The sequence below is a fragment of the Psychrobacter nivimaris genome (assembly GCF_904846365.1).
Classification (GTDB): domain Bacteria; phylum Pseudomonadota; class Gammaproteobacteria; order Pseudomonadales; family Moraxellaceae; genus Psychrobacter; species Psychrobacter nivimaris_B.
The window spans coordinates 26,157-43,609 of the sequence record NZ_CAJHAL010000016.1 but is presented as its reverse complement, the minus strand read 5'-3'; the positions used below and the strand labels follow the sequence as shown (position 1 = coordinate 43,609).

The 17,453-nt window shown below is 43.3% G+C and carries 12 protein-coding genes; 9 read left to right on the top strand and 3 right to left on the bottom strand.

The genetic code is table 11. The annotated features are described in order from the left end of the window. Positions 1-33: 33 nt before the first annotated feature. Complete coding sequence (locus JMX63_RS08050) at positions 34-2,832, bottom strand: heavy metal translocating P-type ATPase (RefSeq protein ID WP_201571944.1); 2,799 nt, start codon at positions 2,830-2,832, stop codon at positions 34-36. A gap of 437 nt (positions 2,833-3,269) precedes the next feature. Here JMX63_RS08050 and mrcB point away from each other — a divergent pair, with 437 nt between their 5' ends. The 6 genes from mrcB to purH all read left to right on the top strand — a co-directional run bounded on the left by mrcB (position 3,270) and on the right by purH (position 11,420). After that, complete coding sequence (gene mrcB / locus JMX63_RS08045) at positions 3,270-5,765, top strand: penicillin-binding protein 1B (RefSeq protein ID WP_404692434.1); 2,496 nt, start codon at positions 3,270-3,272, stop codon at positions 5,763-5,765. A gap of 80 nt (positions 5,766-5,845) precedes the next feature. Next, on the top strand, positions 5,846-6,658 hold the full coding sequence (locus JMX63_RS08040) for a tetratricopeptide repeat protein (RefSeq protein ID WP_227673291.1): 813 nt from the start codon (positions 5,846-5,848) through the stop codon (positions 6,656-6,658). 135 nt (positions 6,659-6,793) lie between these two features. Next, the gene (gene prmA / locus JMX63_RS08035) at positions 6,794-7,720 is read left to right on the top strand and encodes a 50S ribosomal protein L11 methyltransferase (RefSeq protein WP_201571943.1); all 927 of its coding nucleotides are present in this window, start codon (positions 6,794-6,796) and stop codon (positions 7,718-7,720) included. A gap of 172 nt (positions 7,721-7,892) precedes the next feature. Continuing rightward, complete coding sequence (locus tag JMX63_RS08030; RefSeq protein WP_201571942.1) at positions 7,893-9,149, top strand: zinc-ribbon and DUF3426 domain-containing protein; 1,257 nt, start codon at positions 7,893-7,895, stop codon at positions 9,147-9,149. A gap of 178 nt (positions 9,150-9,327) precedes the next feature. Next, the gene (fis, locus tag JMX63_RS14620; protein ID WP_101206126.1) at positions 9,328-9,690 is read left to right on the top strand and encodes a DNA-binding transcriptional regulator Fis; all 363 of its coding nucleotides are present in this window, start codon (positions 9,328-9,330) and stop codon (positions 9,688-9,690) included. Between the two features lie 149 nt (positions 9,691-9,839). Continuing rightward, positions 9,840-11,420 (top strand): bifunctional phosphoribosylaminoimidazolecarboxamide formyltransferase/IMP cyclohydrolase, encoded by a 1,581-nt coding sequence (gene purH / locus JMX63_RS08020; protein WP_201571941.1) that lies wholly within the window; start codon positions 9,840-9,842, stop codon positions 11,418-11,420. A 181-nt stretch (positions 11,421-11,601) separates the two neighbouring features. Here the strand turns inward: purH and JMX63_RS08015 are convergent, their stop codons facing one another. Together JMX63_RS08015 and JMX63_RS08010 are read right to left on the bottom strand one after the other, a co-directional pair. After that, complete coding sequence (locus JMX63_RS08015) at positions 11,602-13,476, bottom strand: SurA N-terminal domain-containing protein (protein ID WP_201571940.1); 1,875 nt, start codon at positions 13,474-13,476, stop codon at positions 11,602-11,604. A gap of 351 nt (positions 13,477-13,827) precedes the next feature. Next, complete coding sequence (locus JMX63_RS08010; protein WP_045445077.1) at positions 13,828-14,100, bottom strand: HU family DNA-binding protein; 273 nt, start codon at positions 14,098-14,100, stop codon at positions 13,828-13,830. Between the two features lie 523 nt (positions 14,101-14,623). Between JMX63_RS08010 and JMX63_RS08005 the strand changes: the two genes are divergently transcribed. The 3 genes from JMX63_RS08005 (at position 14,624) to JMX63_RS07995 (ending at position 17,397) form a co-directional block, all read left to right on the top strand. Beyond that, positions 14,624-15,268, top strand: a complete 645-nt coding sequence (locus JMX63_RS08005; RefSeq protein ID WP_201571939.1) for a hypothetical protein — start codon at positions 14,624-14,626, stop codon at positions 15,266-15,268. Positions 15,269-15,664: 396 nt separating this feature from the next. Continuing rightward, the gene (locus JMX63_RS08000; RefSeq protein ID WP_057759222.1) at positions 15,665-16,174 is read left to right on the top strand and encodes an Rrf2 family transcriptional regulator; all 510 of its coding nucleotides are present in this window, start codon (positions 15,665-15,667) and stop codon (positions 16,172-16,174) included. After that, a complete protein-coding gene (locus tag JMX63_RS07995; RefSeq protein ID WP_201571938.1) occupies positions 16,171-17,397 on the top strand; it encodes an IscS subfamily cysteine desulfurase in 1,227 nt (408 codons plus the stop codon). The genes JMX63_RS08000 and JMX63_RS07995 overlap by 4 nt, the downstream gene beginning before the upstream one ends. Positions 17,398-17,453 lie beyond the last annotated feature (56 nt).

Genomic DNA, 17,453 nt, shown 5'->3' with positions numbered 1-17,453 from the left:
CAGACCTGTTTACATTAAATACTTTTAAAGAGACTAAGCACGTTTTAGACGCAATGCATTTAATACGACAAACAATGAGCTGAGCGACATACCAATTGCAGCAAGCCATGGTGGTACATAGCCTAAAGCCGCTGGTATCAGGACGATACTGTTGTAAGCGAGTGCCCAACGGAAGTTTTGCTTGATAATACGTTCCGTCTTATCAGAGATACGTTTAGCCGCAGTGATGGCCTCGATTTGTCCATTTAAGATAATACTATCACTGGATACTTGTGCTAAGTCTGCCGCACCTGCAATCGAGGTCGACACATCTGATGCGGCTAGCACTGGTGCATCGTTGATACCATCACCTACCATCAATACCACAGCACCATTAGCTTGCAACTGCTGGATATGATTGACCTTATCAGTTGGTGATAGTCCATTGTATGCTGCTTGCATTCCCAAGTTCTCAGCCATGACTAGCGCTTGCGGGCTTGGATCACCTGTCAACATAACAGACTCGATACCTAGCTCTTTGAGCGTATTGAGCATCGACTGCGCACTATCACGTACCTTGTCATTGAAATAAAAGCATGCCAGCGCCTGCCATCCGTTTTCATCAGTGTTCTGACAAGATAACAGCACTGCTGAGCTGGCTCGTTGCGCTACTAGATCGATGGTTAAATCATTACTAGCATCTATATCATTGACGCTATTATCTGTTTTATCTAGCGCAAAGTCCTTATGACCGATTCGATATACAGTGCCTTCAATCATTGCTTCTACACCGCCTGCTGGATAATGCTGTACGGCTTGTGTCGATGGCAGGTGTAACTGATAGGCCGCCGTCAGTAATGCGTGGGCAATTGGATGACGACTTCCCACTTCTAGCGCAGCTGCAATGGCCAATAGCGTATCTTTTTGCACTATTAATGATAAATCGTCAATTTCGGTCTGGCTTTTTGGTGTGATTAATTCGATATTTAATAAATTTGGCTTACCATAAGTCAGCGTGCCTGTCTTATCAAAAGCAACGTGCGTGATTTCAGCTAGCGTTTGTAAGGTATGGCCACGCGTCGTCAAAAAACCATAGCTTGCCAGACGATTGGTTGAGACGGTCAAGGCAATCGGCGTCGCCAATGACAATGCACATGGACAAGTAGCGACTAAGACTGCCACGGTTGCCCAAATGGCTTGGCTTGGGTCAACAATATACCAGCCGACAAATACTAAGACGGATAAAACCAAAATACGCGCGACAAACCAACGTGCCAGCTTATCTGCTTGCTGCGCCAATTTGGGTTTTTCGCTCATGGCACGATTCATCAATCGATCAATTAAGCCTATCTGACTGTCTTTTGGTAAGGCGGTGACTAGCATCTCAAACGGCTGGCTATCGTTTTGTGCACCACCAACAATATAATCGCCTTGAGATTTGATGATTAAATCACCCTCGCCCGTCAGTAGACTTTGTGACACTGTTGCAGTAGAGCTTAGCAAGATACCATCACTGATAATCTCAGAACCCGCTTCAACCAAAATGATGTCGCCCACTTGTAAACTATGAGCGGTGACCATTTGCTTTGACTCTATATCGCCTTCGGGCTGTGATTGCGTATTCGGTTGGTTACGTGACTGCTGCCATTCTTGAGCGATACGCGATGTGAGCTGATAAACATTGGCGTCCATACGCTGCATAAAGTCAGGCATCGGCTCTACTGTAGCCGACTCACCTTTAGTAGTTTCATTTTCAATAAGCTCATCTTGCTGAGACTCATTTTCTTTCAGCAGTTGTAAAATACGCTCGGCAGCTGCTTTGTCTTCAGCGACTTTTTGCACCAATACCGGCTCGACCACCACCAAATCATTAGCCATAGTCGCGGCTTTTAGACGTGCGTTATGCTCGATATAACGCCCTGCTAACAGAAAGAAGATAAACATGCTGACCGAGTCATAATACGTCTCCCCTTGCCCAGTGATGGTAGCGTAGAGACTGGCAAAGAAAGTGATAATCAATGCAAGACTGACGGGCACATCCATATTGACTTGGCGCGCACGAATTGCTGACCATGCAGAGGTGAAGAAAGGAATGCCAGCATAGAAAAATACAGGCGTACTCACAAATAAAGACACCCAACGCAAAAAGTCACGTTGGAATATCAACATGTCGCTATACTCACCAAAATAAAGCGCAACGGCATACATCATCGCTTGCATCGAACCTAGTGCAGCGATGCCGAGACGCAATAGCATTTGATTGTTATGACGTGCCAGCATGGCTTCGTGTGTATCTTGGCGATAAGGCTTGGCTTCGTAGCCGATTTCGTTGATGACCGCTAAAATACGACTGATGGGTAATTTGTTTTCATCCCAAATGACCCGCATACGTTGGTTGGTCAAATTTACCTGACATTTACCAATACCCTCTAGCTCATCGAGGCGCGACTCAATCAGCCAAGTACAGGCAGCACAGCGTAAGTTATTAACAGACAGCTCTGCTACTGACATGCCATCTTGCGCGTAAACGAATTGCGATTTTATCTCGTCATGATCGTAGACCTCGAGACGCGTCAGCTGAGTTGGCAAACTTGCCGTACGGTTAATCTCTGAACGGTCAAGATAATATTGCTCAAGACCAGCCTCTACTATGCTTTGGGCAGCTAACTGACAGCCCATACAACACATCTCTCGTGACTGACCTAATATCTCAGCATAAAACGGTGGCTGAGGTACAGGGTCACCACAGTGAAAACAGTGATCAGCCAGCGGAAGCACTAATCCTTCGATGATAGAAGTGTCTTCATAAGAATGATTGGTAGCAGATGATACTGATGATGGGATACTAGACATAGTCGCGCTTACTTCCTTTGACAGGCTTGCTTAAAATGCATTCATTTAAAGCAAACTTGCTCGTATTGACTGTACTGTACGTCATGCAATAGAGCCGTTTTTAATCACTTAAATATCACTACCGCTAGTAGCATAGTATTAATAACAAACGGCTAATAGCAAACCATTAGCAACAGCGAATTCATACAAAATACATCGTGAGGGCAATCGTAAATTGTTATCTTATATGGCGTTTATCTACCAGATTGAAAGTGACTGACGCTTTCTTACAAGTATCGGTATTTTAATAGGGATTATACTATAAGCCATTGCTATGAGCAGTACCATCGCTCATGGCCTACGACCAATAAATGCCCGCGTTGACGATGATAGATTGAAAAATTTGTCAATTTGCGTCATTATGAGGCAGTTTTTTATCCAAAAATGGTGCGACATCCGTGCAAAAACCTAATTACAAGTTACCAAATACCAAGTTATCAGCGTCATCTAAGTCTGCTATGCACACGCTACCCTCGCAGCAGCGCGGCTTGGTCTTTAGTAGTCTGCTATTAATTACCATCATCGCAGGCATGGTGCTGTTGGCGCTATATTTGATCAAACTTGATCGCACCATTACTCATAAGTTTGAGGGTAAGCGCTGGGACATTCCAGCCAAAGTGTATTCGCAGCCGCTTGAGCTGTATCAAGGCGCCAATGTCGATAGAGATACAATGAAGACATGGCTAGAGTTGCTTAACTATCAAAGCAACAAGGCTTATGACCGCACAGGTACTTATCATCGGACTGGCAATACTTACTTTATTCACACTCGCGGCTTTACGTATAGCGCTAATGATAAAGATGCCGAGCAAGTCATCAAAATGACGATTTCTGGCAATAAAGTAGAATCTATCCAGAGTACTCTGCCGGCTAAGAGCGGCATCATTCGTCTAGAGCCTGTCAATATCGGTGGTATCTATCCAGACAGTAATGAAGATCGGATGGTTGTGTCTTTGGACGAAGTGCCTCAGCCGTTGATTGATGCCCTTATCGCTACCGAAGATCGCGCGTTTTATGAGCACAAAGGGGTATCAGTACGTGGTATCGCCCGTGCCGTAATCAATAACTTTACTGGTGGTGCCAGACAAGGTGGCTCGACCATCACCCAGCAGCTGATCAAAAACTTCTATCTCAATTCAGATCGCACTATCAAACGCAAAGCCAATGAAGCATTGATGGCCGTGTTACTTGAGCTGCATTACAGCAAAGATGAGATTTTACAGACCTATTTGAATGAGATTTATCTGGGTCAAAATGGCAATCGCTCTATCAATGGTTTTGGTTTGGCTTCACAGTTTTATTTTGACAAACCTCTTAATGAGCTGCGCTTAGATCAGCAAGCAATGCTGGTTGGTATGGCAAAAGGTCCAAGTATTTATAACCCACGTCGCAATCCAAATGACTCAAAAGCACGCCGCGATGTGGTACTTAATAACATGCTGACCATGGGCACACTGAGCCAAGAAGACTACGACAAAGCCTTAAAGCAACCGCTTGGTATCGTGGATAAGCCTGCTGAAGGCAAAAGTCAGTTCCCTGACTTCTTAGATATTGTCAAACGTGAGCTAAATACCGTTTATTATTCTGACGACCTCAAGAACGAAGGTCTGATTATTATCAGTACCTTAGACCCTATCGCTCAATTAGCCGCAGACAAAGCTGTTGATAGAAAACTTGGTGAGCTGCGCCGTAACAGTAGCAAAACTAAAGATTTACAAGGTGCATTAGTGAGTGCCAACCCTGAGACTGGCGAGCTAGTGTCTGTCGTGGGTAGTGGCAGTGAATTTACAGGGTTTAACCGCGCGGTAGATGCCAAACGCCAAGTCGGCTCGTTGCTGAAGCCTATCATTTATATGACTGCGCTTGAGAGCGGTCGTTACAACTTGGCCAGTTCAGTAGATGACTCCCCTATTACGGTCAATCTAAACGACGGTACTGACTGGAACCCTAAAAACTACGACAACCGTGATCATGGCTATGTACCATTTACCACGGCACTATCTCAATCCTATAACCAAGCAGCAGTACGCTTAGGTATGGAGTTCGGCGTTAATACCTTTGCTAAGCAATTACAGCGCATGGGTATCAAAGAAAAAATACCACCTTACCCATCAGCATTGTTAGGCTCAGTTAATTTGAGTCCGATGGATATGCTTGGCATTTATCAAGTCTTTGCCACTGGTGGCTTCCGTACGCCTATTCATAGTATTCGTACGGTCATTGATGATCGCGGCCGTATCTTACAGCGTACTGGGCTTAACACTCAGCGCAGTATTCCACCTGAAACCAACTTTTTGACCAACTATGCATTACAGCAAGTCGTCTCAAATGGTACAGCCAGACGCGCCCAATCACTCGGCAGTAATTTAAACCTAGCCGGAAAAACAGGTACAACAAACGACTACCGTGATGCTTGGTTTGCAGGCTATAGTGGTAACTATGTGAGTGTCGTTTGGGTTGGTCGTGATGATAATAAACCGATTGGTTTAAGTGGTGGCACTGGCGCCTTACCAGTTTGGGTAGATTATATGAAACGCCTAAAACTGACTCCAGTTGCCCTACCAGAGCCAGAAGGTATCGAGTGGTTATGGCTAGAGAACAATTCAGGCAAACTGTCTAATGAACGCTGCGCTAACGCTCGCTACTTACCAGTAATGTCAGCTCACCTACCAGAAGAAGCCAGCAGTTGTGCGCTGAGCCTGTATCAGCAAGATCGCGCTCGTGAACAGACACAGTTTCAGAACCAGCAAGGTGATATCAATCAACAACGTCGCCGCGAAGGTTTAGAGATTCCAAATGTTGAATCTGATGATGCAGCAGGTAGCAGCGAGCAAAGTGAAGGTGATGAAGACCGTGCTGATACTTGGTATGACCGTGCTGTTGAATGGTTCTAGCTATTGAGTGGTTCTAGCTGTTGAATGGCTCTAATAGTGTTTTTGATATTTAGCTTTTAATATTTAAAAAAGGTTTTAACATGATGGTGTCATCTTTACGGACAACTACTTCAGTAAAACAAACCATAGTGCTATGGCGCAATAAAATCACGTCAAACAATACATTACTTGCAGGCAGCGCGATCGTTGGCATGCTAAGCCTAAGTGCTTGTCAGACGGCACCTAGCACGTCGACTACAGTGCAAACCACGCCTGTTCAAACATTACCAACGTCACAACCGACCGTGCCATCAACGACAACTGCTCCAGCGCATATCACGGAAGCAAATGATCAAAGCAACTATCCAACCGAGCCTTACGATGCGGTTGAACAGTCCGAAACACCAAATCCGTTAACGCAAGAAACCCCTGTATTTACGCCTCCTGCTCCAGAAGTGATGCAGCCTGATCCTGTTATCATTGCACCTTCTCGTAACGACTATATCATCTCTGAACCATCAGTACCGTCGCATAATGAATTACTGGAGCACGCTAGAAGAAACTCGCAGCAACGTACTCAACAATCTGCCAGCAATAATAGTAATCTACCTGCATTTCGCAATTTGATGCAAGTAGGTATCAGTCAGTTGAAAGCGGGCAATCTAACCAATGCAGAAAGCAGCTTTACCCGTGTGCAGCGTCTAGCGCCCAAGTCATCGGCGGTATACTTCTATTTGGCACAAGTAGCATTAAAAAAGAACCAACCCCGTAAGGCAGAAGCGATGGCACGGCGTGGTCTTAGCGTCTCTCAAGACAGTAATCGTAGACGAGCACTATGGCAAGTTATATTGCAATCAGGACAAGCTCAGGGTAACTCACGCGTGGTCAATGAAGCAAAACAAGCATTGCGCTAATAACCGAGTATTTGTACCTCTTAGATTTATTAGTTAAAACATCTATATACATTATTCATTTCATTGTATGTAGACTTATCTAGGGCAGCCCCCTAACACCTACACTTATTTTTATTTCCGCTTAAGGTTATCTTTATGGCATGGCAACAACTGCATTTACAATGTGAAAAATCAAACGTCGACTTGGCTGAAGCGCTTTTGTTAGAAGCAGGCGCATTATCAATAGCTTTAGACGATGCTGGCGATCAACCTCTGTTTGAGCCACTTCCAGGTGAATCACCGCTGTGGGATGAGGTGATACTAACAGGGCTATTTGATGCGACTACTGATTCTGGTAGTCGTCAAGCGGTTGAGCAATTAAGTCATGAAATCGCTGCACAAGTACAGGCTACTCGTATTTGGCTAACGGCTGTTGATGATAAGGACTGGGAGCGCGAGTGGATGAGCAACTATCATCCTATCGAATGTGCTAATGACCTATGGATTGTACCTGACTGGCTAACGCCGCCTAACCCTGAAGCCACCAATATCATTATGGACCCAGGTTTAGCATTCGGTACTGGCTATCATGCTACGACTCGCCTATGTCTAGACTGGCTAACAGAGCAAGACCTAACAGACAAAGTGGTTATCGATTATGGTTGTGGCTCAGGTATTCTAGGGATTGCTGCTTTGCTATTGGGTGCACGTCAGGTATATGCAGTCGACATCGACCCGCAGGCGGTACTTGCTACCAATCAGAATGCGGTACGCAACAATGTAGGCGATCGTTTACAGGCATTTCTACCAGAAGAATTTACAGAGTACTGCTCGCAACATGATGTGTTGCCTGTAGAAGTGATCGTTGCCAATATTCTAGCAAAGCCGCTTATTGGTTTAGCACCTTACTTTGCAACACTGATTGCGCCAAAGGGCCGTATCGTATTGGCAGGTTTGATTGAGTCGCAAACCGAGCAAGTCACTGAAGCTTATCAGCCATATTTTGCACTGGATCCTAAGCATGCTTTTACTGCGCAAGAAGACCAACATTGGCAGCGTTTATCAGGTACATTTACCAGCTAGCAACATTTAATTACATCTGTTACGATAGAGGGCAGTCAAATGTTATGTGATTGACGCCACTCTGTCTTTGCCCATAATTCATCGAAATTTAAAAAGTACAATGAGTATTGTGGGCAGCTATTGGTGAGTGGCTAAGCGGTATTGATAACCATACTTTTTTGGATTCGCCTCTATGACCACACCAATAAAAACCCAATGCCCCCATTGTCAAGCTTGCTATAGCGTTAAACAAACTCAACTAAATCAAGTCAATGCTACCATCAGCTGTGATCGGTGCCAGCAAAGTTTTTTGGTCAATAAGCATCTTGTGGTAAATTCCGAGGTTATTCAAAAACCAACACCACAAAAAAATATTCCTGCTCAACAAAAAACTCAAACTCAACCAATATCAAATGAGCAAAAAGCGAATACTAGTAGCAATCAGCATAAAATTCAGAATGTGCCAAATCGCCCTACATCTTCAACCAATAAGAAAAAATCATCTGATACTTTGATTCATGACGACTTAATCTATGATGATATGGATATAGACGATCCAGAAGAAGACATCCAAGAGTATGACTCTTTAGATAGTATGGATGCATGGTTGACTCAAGCAAGCAAGATCAATTCTAGCGTAGCAACCACAGAAAAACCAAAAGCGCCCCTTTCTAAAGAAACTATCAAAAGCCCTAATCCATCAATAAAGAAACCATCTACTAGTACAGCATCAGCACCAACACAGAACATGCTCAGCTCGGCAGCGGCCAATGATATTCATGCCAATATTGAGAGTACTGATAACAATTCATGGCTACAAAAACTATTAGAAGAGCAAAATCAACCCGAAGAAACACCACCAGATGATACAGACTTATCACAGCTTCTGTCTGATATGGGAGTACCCGTTAAAGATGAAGAGCCTGCTGCCGACGATCGTTTAAGAAAAACACAGCTACCGTTTGCACCAACCCAAACGACACGTTCAATTGCATCATTATTATGGATACTAGGTTGTTTGGTCTTAACACTGCTACTCGCGGCTCAGTATGTTATTTTTAACTTAGAAAATTTAGTCAAAAACCCAGCCTACGCTCAGCGTCTCCAATCAATATGCTCTATCGCTGCCTGCAGCTTGCCCAGTGCGGACTTATCAGCCCTTACTATCAGCAATACCTTTCATAGAAGCAGTCAGATTAAAACTGCTGGTACATTTAGCGATATAGGCGCTACTCTAAGTAATGGGAGCCCGCAATCACAACTATACCCAAATGTAAAAATAAGCGTTTACGGTAGAAATGAGCTTATTGGAGAGTTTATTGCGGATCCAAACGATTATTTATTAGGCAAGCAAAGTCAGTTAGCTGCCAACACCGATAGACAGCTATTATTTACTATCCCTATCGCTAATGCGCAAATTCGCGACATTACTATGACCGCTCTTTATTAAATTAGAGTGTTATATATAAATAAGTCTGAGTAGAAAACACGCTGTAAATTCATTTTCAATTAAACCGTGATAGCTAAGATAACGATGAATCTATCAGCGCTAGGCGATATTAATTTGATATACTATGGTTCTGACCCCTTACAATCAGAATTTTTCTTCATCTCAAGGATATTATTTTATGGCACCTCATGCACAGCATAATGCCAATCATTTTGCTAAAAGCTCTGAGCACCCTGCCGATTATAATAAAGACGAATACCAACCACCTACGCACGGCTTTGATTTTGCTAGTCAACACTATACAAGTAGTGCGCAGCAACCTCTACGAGTTCATGTAGAGCGTGTGGTACGTCAGTACTTTGCGATGTTAGGAGATGAGATGCCCACTGATTTATATGAGCTGATTTTGAAGCAAGTCGAAGAGCCTCTCTTATCTGTCGTCCTAGAAAAAACCAGAGGCAACCAAACCAAATGTGCTCAGATATTAGGACTAAATCGAGGCACTTTGCGCAAAAAAATGAAGACCTATGATTTAATGTAGCATTGTTATATGAGCTTACCCATCATCATTGACTATCATTATGTATGGCAATCAAACGTTCGTCGCTTTATCTATCATGATACGGCATACCGTTGTCATCATCACCTTGCCAGACGTTTACGTCAGGCTTTTTTTATGGAAAATTTCTTATGAGTACAACCCCACTTGCCCTACTATCGGTCTCCGATAAGTCTAATATCGTCGAGTTTGCTCAAGGCCTTCTCAAAGCAGGTTTTGGTTTATTATCTACTGGCGGTACTTATCGTCTGCTCACAGAAAACAATGTCGCCGTGACTGAAGTATCAGATTACACAGGCTTTCCTGAAATGATGGATGGCCGTGTTAAAACGCTACATCCTAAGATTCACGGTGGCATTCTAGGACGCCGCGGTACAGATGATGCAGTTATGAGCGATCATTCGATCGAACGTATCGACTTAGTCGTCGTGAACTTATATCCGTTTGCTGAAACGATTGCACGTGCTGACGTAACTATGAACGACGCTATCGAAAACATCGATATTGGTGGCCCTACCATGGTACGTTCAGCGGCGAAAAACCACGCTCATGTAGGTATCGTAACTGATCCAGCTGATTATGACCGTGTACTTAGCGCCTTAGATGGTGGCACCGAACTGACAACTGCTTTGCGTTATGATTTGGCAGTAAAGGCGTTTGAGCATACGGCACAGTACGACGGTATGATTGCAAACTTCTTAGGTAGCCGTGTCAACGAAACTCAAGAACCAGAAAACTTCCCGCGTACATTCAATGTACAGCTTGAAAAAGCACAAGACCTACGCTATGGTGAAAACCCGCATCAAAACGCGGCTTTCTATACTGAAAACCAGCCTTTAAAAAGCAAACAAGCCTCTATTGCCACAGCTAAGCAGTTACAAGGTAAGGCGCTGTCATACAATAATATTGCCGATACTGACGCAGCCCTTGAATGTGTTAAAGCCTTTAGTGCACCTGCTTGCGTTATCGTTAAGCATGCCAACCCTTGTGGTGTCGCGGTTGATAACGACCAAGTAGCAGCTTATCGCACTGCTTTTAGCACCGATCCTGAGTCTTCTTTTGGTGGTATTATTGCATTCAACCGCCCGTTGACGCTTGCAGCTGCAAAAGCCATTATCGACAATCAGTTTGTAGAAGTAATCATTGCACCTAGTATCGAAGACGGTGTACTTGAAGCGACAGCTACTAAGAAAAACGTACGTGTCTTGGTATGCGGCGAGCTACCAGCACCAGATCAGCGTGATATCCAACTTGACTATAAGCGCGTTAACGGTGGCCTACTGGTACAAGAGCAAGACCTTGGTTTAATCACTGCTAACGACCTAAAAATCGTCACTGATGTACAACCAACTGAAGCGCAAGTGGCAGATCTACTGTTCAGCTGGAACGTGGCAAAATATGTCAAATCTAATGCCATTGTCTATGCAAAAGGCCAACGTACTATCGGTGTTGGCGCGGGCCAAATGAGCCGCGTTAACTCAGCACGTATTGCTGCTATCAAAGCAGAGCATGCTGGACTAGCAACTGAAGGTGCTGTTATGGCATCAGATGCGTTCTTCCCTTTCCGTGATGGCATCGACAATGCTGCTGAAGTAGGTATCTCTGCTATCATTCAGCCAGGTGGCTCTATGCGTGATGACGAGACCATTGCTGCTGCTAATGAGCATGGTATCGCAATGGTATTCACTGGCATGCGCCATTTCCGCCATTAAACAATCACCTATTAGTTTAAGACTGGGATTAGTCGCAGCAATTATATTTGTCACTGCGACTAATTTTCAGTCTATATAACATTTGTGATAATTATCGTTAAAGCATCACCCAAAAAAAAGCCACTGCATCAATCGATACAGTGGCTTTTTTAATATCTAAGAATAATAAACTAGCAAATACTTAGCGTCCTTGTGCGTTTGCCATGTTGCTTTCATTAATCTCAACCGTATACACCATACGTAGATAGTCCAAATAGTCTTGCAACTGGTCTTGGCCTAAATTGTCACGGATAATACTGGCTGTTTGCGCTCTTTGCATATCAGACAGTGGCGACTGCTGCTCAGTTTTAATACGGTCTCCAACCAGTAGCGTTGCACCCATCTCAGTCTCACTAGCGATCGCGACAACACCGTTATCAGCGGCTTGCTGGCTAAATGCCAATCCACGCTCTTTGTCTGTTAGCTGCGTCGTTTGACGGTTAATCTCACCCAGTGCTTGGAAGCTTACCGACTGCTTACTTATATCAGCTGGCGTCTTGATACCAGCAGCCAATGCTTTAGCATCTTTTAAAGCTAATGCTGTCGCTTTCTGCTGACGGAGTATTTGAGTGATTCTTGGGGTTGCATTTGCTAAAGCAAGCGTCTTAGTAGGACGATAATTGCTTGGCTGTAGCCATACGGTACCGTTACCAACTTCTACGCCTGCCGTTACCGCTTGATCTTGAATAGTAAATTCATCAAAGGCCTGTTTAACCACTGCTGGTTGCGGTAGTGCTGATTTGTTGTTCACTTTACGATAATCTTTGATGCGCTTTAGGCTGACGTTTTCTTGCTGTGCAATATCTTCAATACTGAAGCCATCTGCCGCCAAATCATTGATTGACGTCACTTTATCAGCATAGATTTCCTGACGTTTATACTCTTTTGCTTTCGCAGTCAGCTCATCACGCATACTTTCTAGGCTTGGAGTCTTTTTGCCATTGTCTTCAGTAACCGTAAATATCTGATAACCAAAGCTAGTCTTGATAGGCGCAGTCACATCACCAACGCTCAACCCTTTTAATGCCTCTTGTACAGTATCTGCATCACTGCCAAACACTGAAGGATTGAAACGTCCGATATCACCACCTGTTTCACCTGATGGATCGTCCGACTCTGCTTTAGCAAGCGCAGCAAACGCTTCACCTTTATTCAGGCGTGCTTTCACTTTATCGGCTCTTGTCTTGGCATCTTTACCAGTAAACAGTATCTGACTGACTTTACGCTCATCAGTAGCCGAAATGCTCTGCTTATATGCTTCATACTGCTGCTGCAACTCTTCTGCTGTTACTTCATCAACCTTGATAGTTTGCGGGCTGAGCTGGATATAAGCCAAGTCAACCATCGCTGCACTTTTCAATGTGTCTTTGTTGGCATCATAATATGATTGAATGTCGGCTTTGCTAAGCTTAACCTTATCAGCATAATCTTGCCAATTAAAGCGGTGTACCCAAACGTTGCGCGACTCAAGTTGCAAATCAATCAATTGACTGACCGCTTGCATAGGATAAACGGCCGTACCAACGATACTGGCATTTAATTGATCCAAGCTTAACTGATTGCGAAATTCTGCAAATAGCTGGTTTTTGGTCATGCCGCGCTGACGCAAGAAGTTTGAGAACTGATCGTTTGAAAAGTTACCCTCTGCATCTTGGAATATTTCTTCTTGACGCAGCAGACGATTGATCGTGTCGTCAGACACTGTCATACCAAGCTTACCTGCTTGCTGCTCTAACAACGTACGGTCGATTAGACCTTTTAATACTTGCTCATGAAGCACATCTTCATTCAACAAGCTAGCATCTTCGACTTGCTCTAGCACTTCAGAACGACGGCTATTGACAGCAGTTTGATACTCGGACAGTCCTACGCTTGCCTCACCTACCTGCGCAATCTGGTTGGGATCGACGTTGCCGCCAAAATAGCTTTCGACACCCAAGAGAGCGAGCGGCGATAGGCATAAAATCAATAAAATGCGACCTGGCCAGCTTTTTAAGAAATCGCGCAATTTATCCATAGTTATCTCTGCTTTATTAACCTATATTGATGAAAAACCATTGTAATACTGTTAGGAGCTGTTAAGTGCAACCTGCCAATATCAGTGCTATCTAAGCTCGCAATGGTAAGAGTAAGAGCGTATGCATTTTATAGTAAAAAACGAAATTTACTAAAGAAATCTGACTTAAATGACACACCTATCGCGCGCCCTATGATACGTGATTTTTCATGCAGACTCAAAATATTCACGACGCATGATACAAACTATAGCGATAAAAAAAGCACCTAAATATTAGGTGCTCTCTTCGATGGCTAGCTCATTACTTCAGCTATAGACCATCGACTATCATTTTATGCTTAAAAAATCGGCTTAGTTCAAGCGCTCTTTTAAGTTTTTACCAGCTTTGAAGCTTGGTACTTTGCTTGCTGGAATGCTTAGCTCTTCGCCAGTCTTAGGGTTGCGACCAGTGCGTGCTTTGCGATCTTTTACACTGAAAGTACCAAAGCCAACTAATGAGATGCTATCGCCAGCTTCTAGCGCTTCGCCAACACTTTCCATAACAGCGTTTAGTGCATCACCAGCTTGGGTTTTATTTAGACCACTTTTGTCTGCGATGCTATCAATTAATTCTGACTTATTCATAAAATTTCCTTCAAGTTTAAGGGGGTAATAAATGCTCACGCCAAGTATTGTAACGCTCTCATGGTGCTTACGCAATAAAAACTACCTAACTGGCGCATTAACAGGTTCTTCTTTGTTATCGTCTTTATATCAAGGCAGCATAAGGAGCGCAAGCGATTTTACATATTTTTGTGCTCTACACTACGTATTTGACACCTAATGTTACGCAAAGCGTTAGGAATTTATATATAAGTGGCTCTGCATAACTGAGACGATTGACTTTCCTATTTTCTACGCTTTGACAGATTTGTCAATTGCCGTCTGTGCATTGCTATACATTAAGTTTGTATATTACTGGTCATAAATAAGAGTGTCTTTATTGACGGCTAAATTGTAATGTAATAGTTTAGCCACTACAGAAACTAGCGTTACTTTTTATTATAAAGACGTTACTATAAGCAAAATATCACTGCAAGTCTTGGGCAAATACAGACTTCTGTTTACTCAATATCTAAAACTTGCTAAATAAAAACGGATTACTTACATGAAGCGTTCTACGTTGTCTCACTCTTTTCTTAATATCATTTTAGTATTTATCGAGTCGGCGCTGACATTATTGTTACGTTTGGATCCTGAATTGCGTAAGGCCGCTTATCCGCTCGCCAAGCAAGGCACCGTGGTGGCGCTTCGCCTGTATTTACCGCATGTAGAAGTATTTGCCACCTTTAGTACCAAAGGCGTGTTACTAGATGCTCAGCTGCCGATTGGTCGTAGTGAGCCTGACGTGGTTATCAATGCCTACAGCATTCAAGTTATCAACGCCATCACCACTCATGATAGCGAAACCACCGAAAAGCTACAGATGCGCGGTGAGTCGATTCAAGTACAACTGGTCAAACAGTTTATTATGCAACTTGGGCTTGGCAGCTTGATTCAGGGGCTGATCAAAAAGATAAAGGGTGGTAAGACTAAAACCAAACCTACCGAAGCTGACTTGGAAGAAAAAAAGAACAACTACAAACTTCGTATTAAAGAACAGCAAACACAGATTAATACCTTGACCATTAAAAACCGTGAACTTGAAACAACCGTGAGAGAGCTTCAGAGCAAGCAAAAAATGTTGATGATTGTCACTGTTGTCGCCCTCGTCATTATGATCGGTTCAGTTATCGCGCTATTGATGAATTAGTTTTGTTTCGCTGAATTACCTATAAATAAGCGTTCAATGTCTTCTATAGATATTGAACGCTTATTTTTTACTTCATTAAAATGTATCTGTAGCAGACAAATGAAGCTACTTATGTCTCACTCATATATCTTTTCTAAACATCATTGTTTTTATCAATTACAGCAATAAGCTTGATTAACCATTGAACCACACTTTAATCTTGACTAAATTACTCGGGATTAAGTATAATTACCTTAATCGTTGCACACATCGGGTTAATCATCTGTTGTTCAATAACGACAAGACAAAACTTAGCTGACGTATTATTGGTTGCTCTTTTTATCTTATGAGTACTTATTAAGACTTTCGGCTAAGATCGTTGTTAAACATAAATGACATCAAGTTTGGAGATAACACATGCGTTTGACTACTCGGGGCAGATACGCTGTTACCGCATTATTAGATTTGGCATTACAGACCAGCCAACAAGACAGTGCTGTATCGTTATCCGATATCGCCAAACGGCAATCGATTTCAATCTCGTATCTTGAACAGTTATTTTCTAAACTTCGCAAACGCGGCCTTGTCACGAGTATTCGCGGTGCTGCAGGTGGTTATCACCTAGCTAAGCCATTGAATGAGATAGATGTGATGAGCATCATATCTGCGGTTGATGAGTCAGTAAACGCGATGCAGTGTGAAGGACGCGGTGACTGTCAAGGTGGTACAATGTGCCTAACTCACGATCTGTGGTGTGCACTATCAAATCATATCGAACAGTACTTGAAAAATATAACATTAGCGCAATTATTAGATATGGAAAATGTGCAGTCAGTCTCAGAGCGTCAGCACACCTCTACAAAAGATATTTCCATAAAAGACATTAATACTATTACTCTATCGAACAGCGAGGCAAACCCAGCATGAGCCAACATAACAACCTTATATACTTAGATTATGCCGCCACTACCCCAGTTGCTAAATCAGTAGCTGCTAAAATGAGCGAGTATTTGACTGTAGATGGTGTCTTTGGTAACCCAGCTTCACGCTCACATGGTTACGGCTGGCAAGCAGAAGAAGCGGTAGAAGTAGCACGTCAGCAAGTGGCTGAAGCAATTAACGCTGATCCACGCGAGATTGTCTTTACCTCTGGTGCAACAGAGTCTGACAACCTAGCGATTAAAGGTGCTGCACATTTTTATCAGTCTCGTGGTAAACATATCATTACCAGTAAAATTGAACACAAAGCGGTACTAGATACGTGCCGTGAGCTTGAGCAAGAAGGTTTTGAGATTACATATCTTGAGCCACAGGCTAGCACTGGTATTATTTTGCCAGAGCAAGTCAAAGAAGCTTTACGTGATGATACGATTTTAGTATCACTCATGATGGTGAACAACGAGCTTGGTACCATTACTGATGTTGCCGCTATTGGCGAAATCACTCGCGAAGCACGTGTTATCTTTCATGTCGATGGTGCACAGACTATTGGTAAAGTACGTGTAGACCTGCAAGAGATGAAAATCGACTTGATGAGTTTCTCAGGTCACAAAGCGTACGGCCCTAAAGGTATCGGCGCATTGTTTGTTCGTCGTAAGCCACGTATTCGCTTGAAAGCTGAGCAACACGGCGGTGGTCATGAGCGCGGTATGCGTTCAGGTACTCTACCAACGCATCAGATCGTTGGTCTAGGCGCCGCATTTGCTTTAGCTAATGAAAGCTATGAAGCCGACCATGCACATGCAGCCAAACTACGTCAAAAACTTTGGGATGGTCTACAAGATATCGAAGAGATTTACTTAAATGGTGATCTTGAGAATAGCGTACCAAACATCGTAAACATCAGCTTTAACTTCGTTGAAGGCGAGTCATTGATGATGTCACTTAAAGACTTAGCTGTATCATCAGGTTCAGCCTGTACCTCAGCAACGCTTGAGCCATCATATGTACTACGTGCAATCGGTCGCCCAGATGAATTGGCACATAGCTCAATCCGTTTCAGCTTCGGCCGTTATACCACTGAAGAAGACATCGATACTGTTATCAAACAGATGCATGAAGCTGTTGATAAACTACGTGCCCTATCACCACTTTGGGATATGTATCAAGAAGGTGTTGATCTAAATTCAGTCGAGTGGGCTGAGCACTAATTTCTAATATGGCTTTTTAGTATAGCTAGCAATATATATATTTATTAAACGATTGA

Excerpts from the sequence above, each read along its gene's own strand:
- JMX63_RS08050 (WP_201571944.1), bottom strand. The coding sequence starts at position 2,832 with ATGTCTAGTATCCCATCATCAGTATCATCTGCTACCAATCATTCTTAT.
- JMX63_RS08040 (WP_227673291.1), top strand. The coding sequence starts at position 5,846 with ATGATGGTGTCATCTTTACGGACAACTACTTCAGTAAAACAAACCATA.
- prmA (WP_201571943.1), top strand. The coding sequence starts at position 6,794 with ATGGCATGGCAACAACTGCATTTACAATGTGAAAAATCAAACGTCGAC.
- JMX63_RS08030 (WP_201571942.1), top strand. The coding sequence starts at position 7,893 with ATGACCACACCAATAAAAACCCAATGCCCCCATTGTCAAGCTTGCTAT.
- fis (WP_101206126.1), top strand. The coding sequence starts at position 9,328 with ATGGCACCTCATGCACAGCATAATGCCAATCATTTTGCTAAAAGCTCT.
- purH (WP_201571941.1), top strand. The coding sequence starts at position 9,840 with ATGAGTACAACCCCACTTGCCCTACTATCGGTCTCCGATAAGTCTAAT.
- JMX63_RS08015 (WP_201571940.1), bottom strand. The coding sequence starts at position 13,476 with ATGGATAAATTGCGCGATTTCTTAAAAAGCTGGCCAGGTCGCATTTTA.
- JMX63_RS08010 (WP_045445077.1), bottom strand. The coding sequence starts at position 14,100 with ATGAATAAGTCAGAATTAATTGATAGCATCGCAGACAAAAGTGGTCTA.
- JMX63_RS08005 (WP_201571939.1), top strand. The coding sequence starts at position 14,624 with ATGAAGCGTTCTACGTTGTCTCACTCTTTTCTTAATATCATTTTAGTA.
- JMX63_RS08000 (WP_057759222.1), top strand. The coding sequence starts at position 15,665 with ATGCGTTTGACTACTCGGGGCAGATACGCTGTTACCGCATTATTAGAT.
- JMX63_RS07995 (WP_201571938.1), top strand. The coding sequence starts at position 16,171 with ATGAGCCAACATAACAACCTTATATACTTAGATTATGCCGCCACTACC.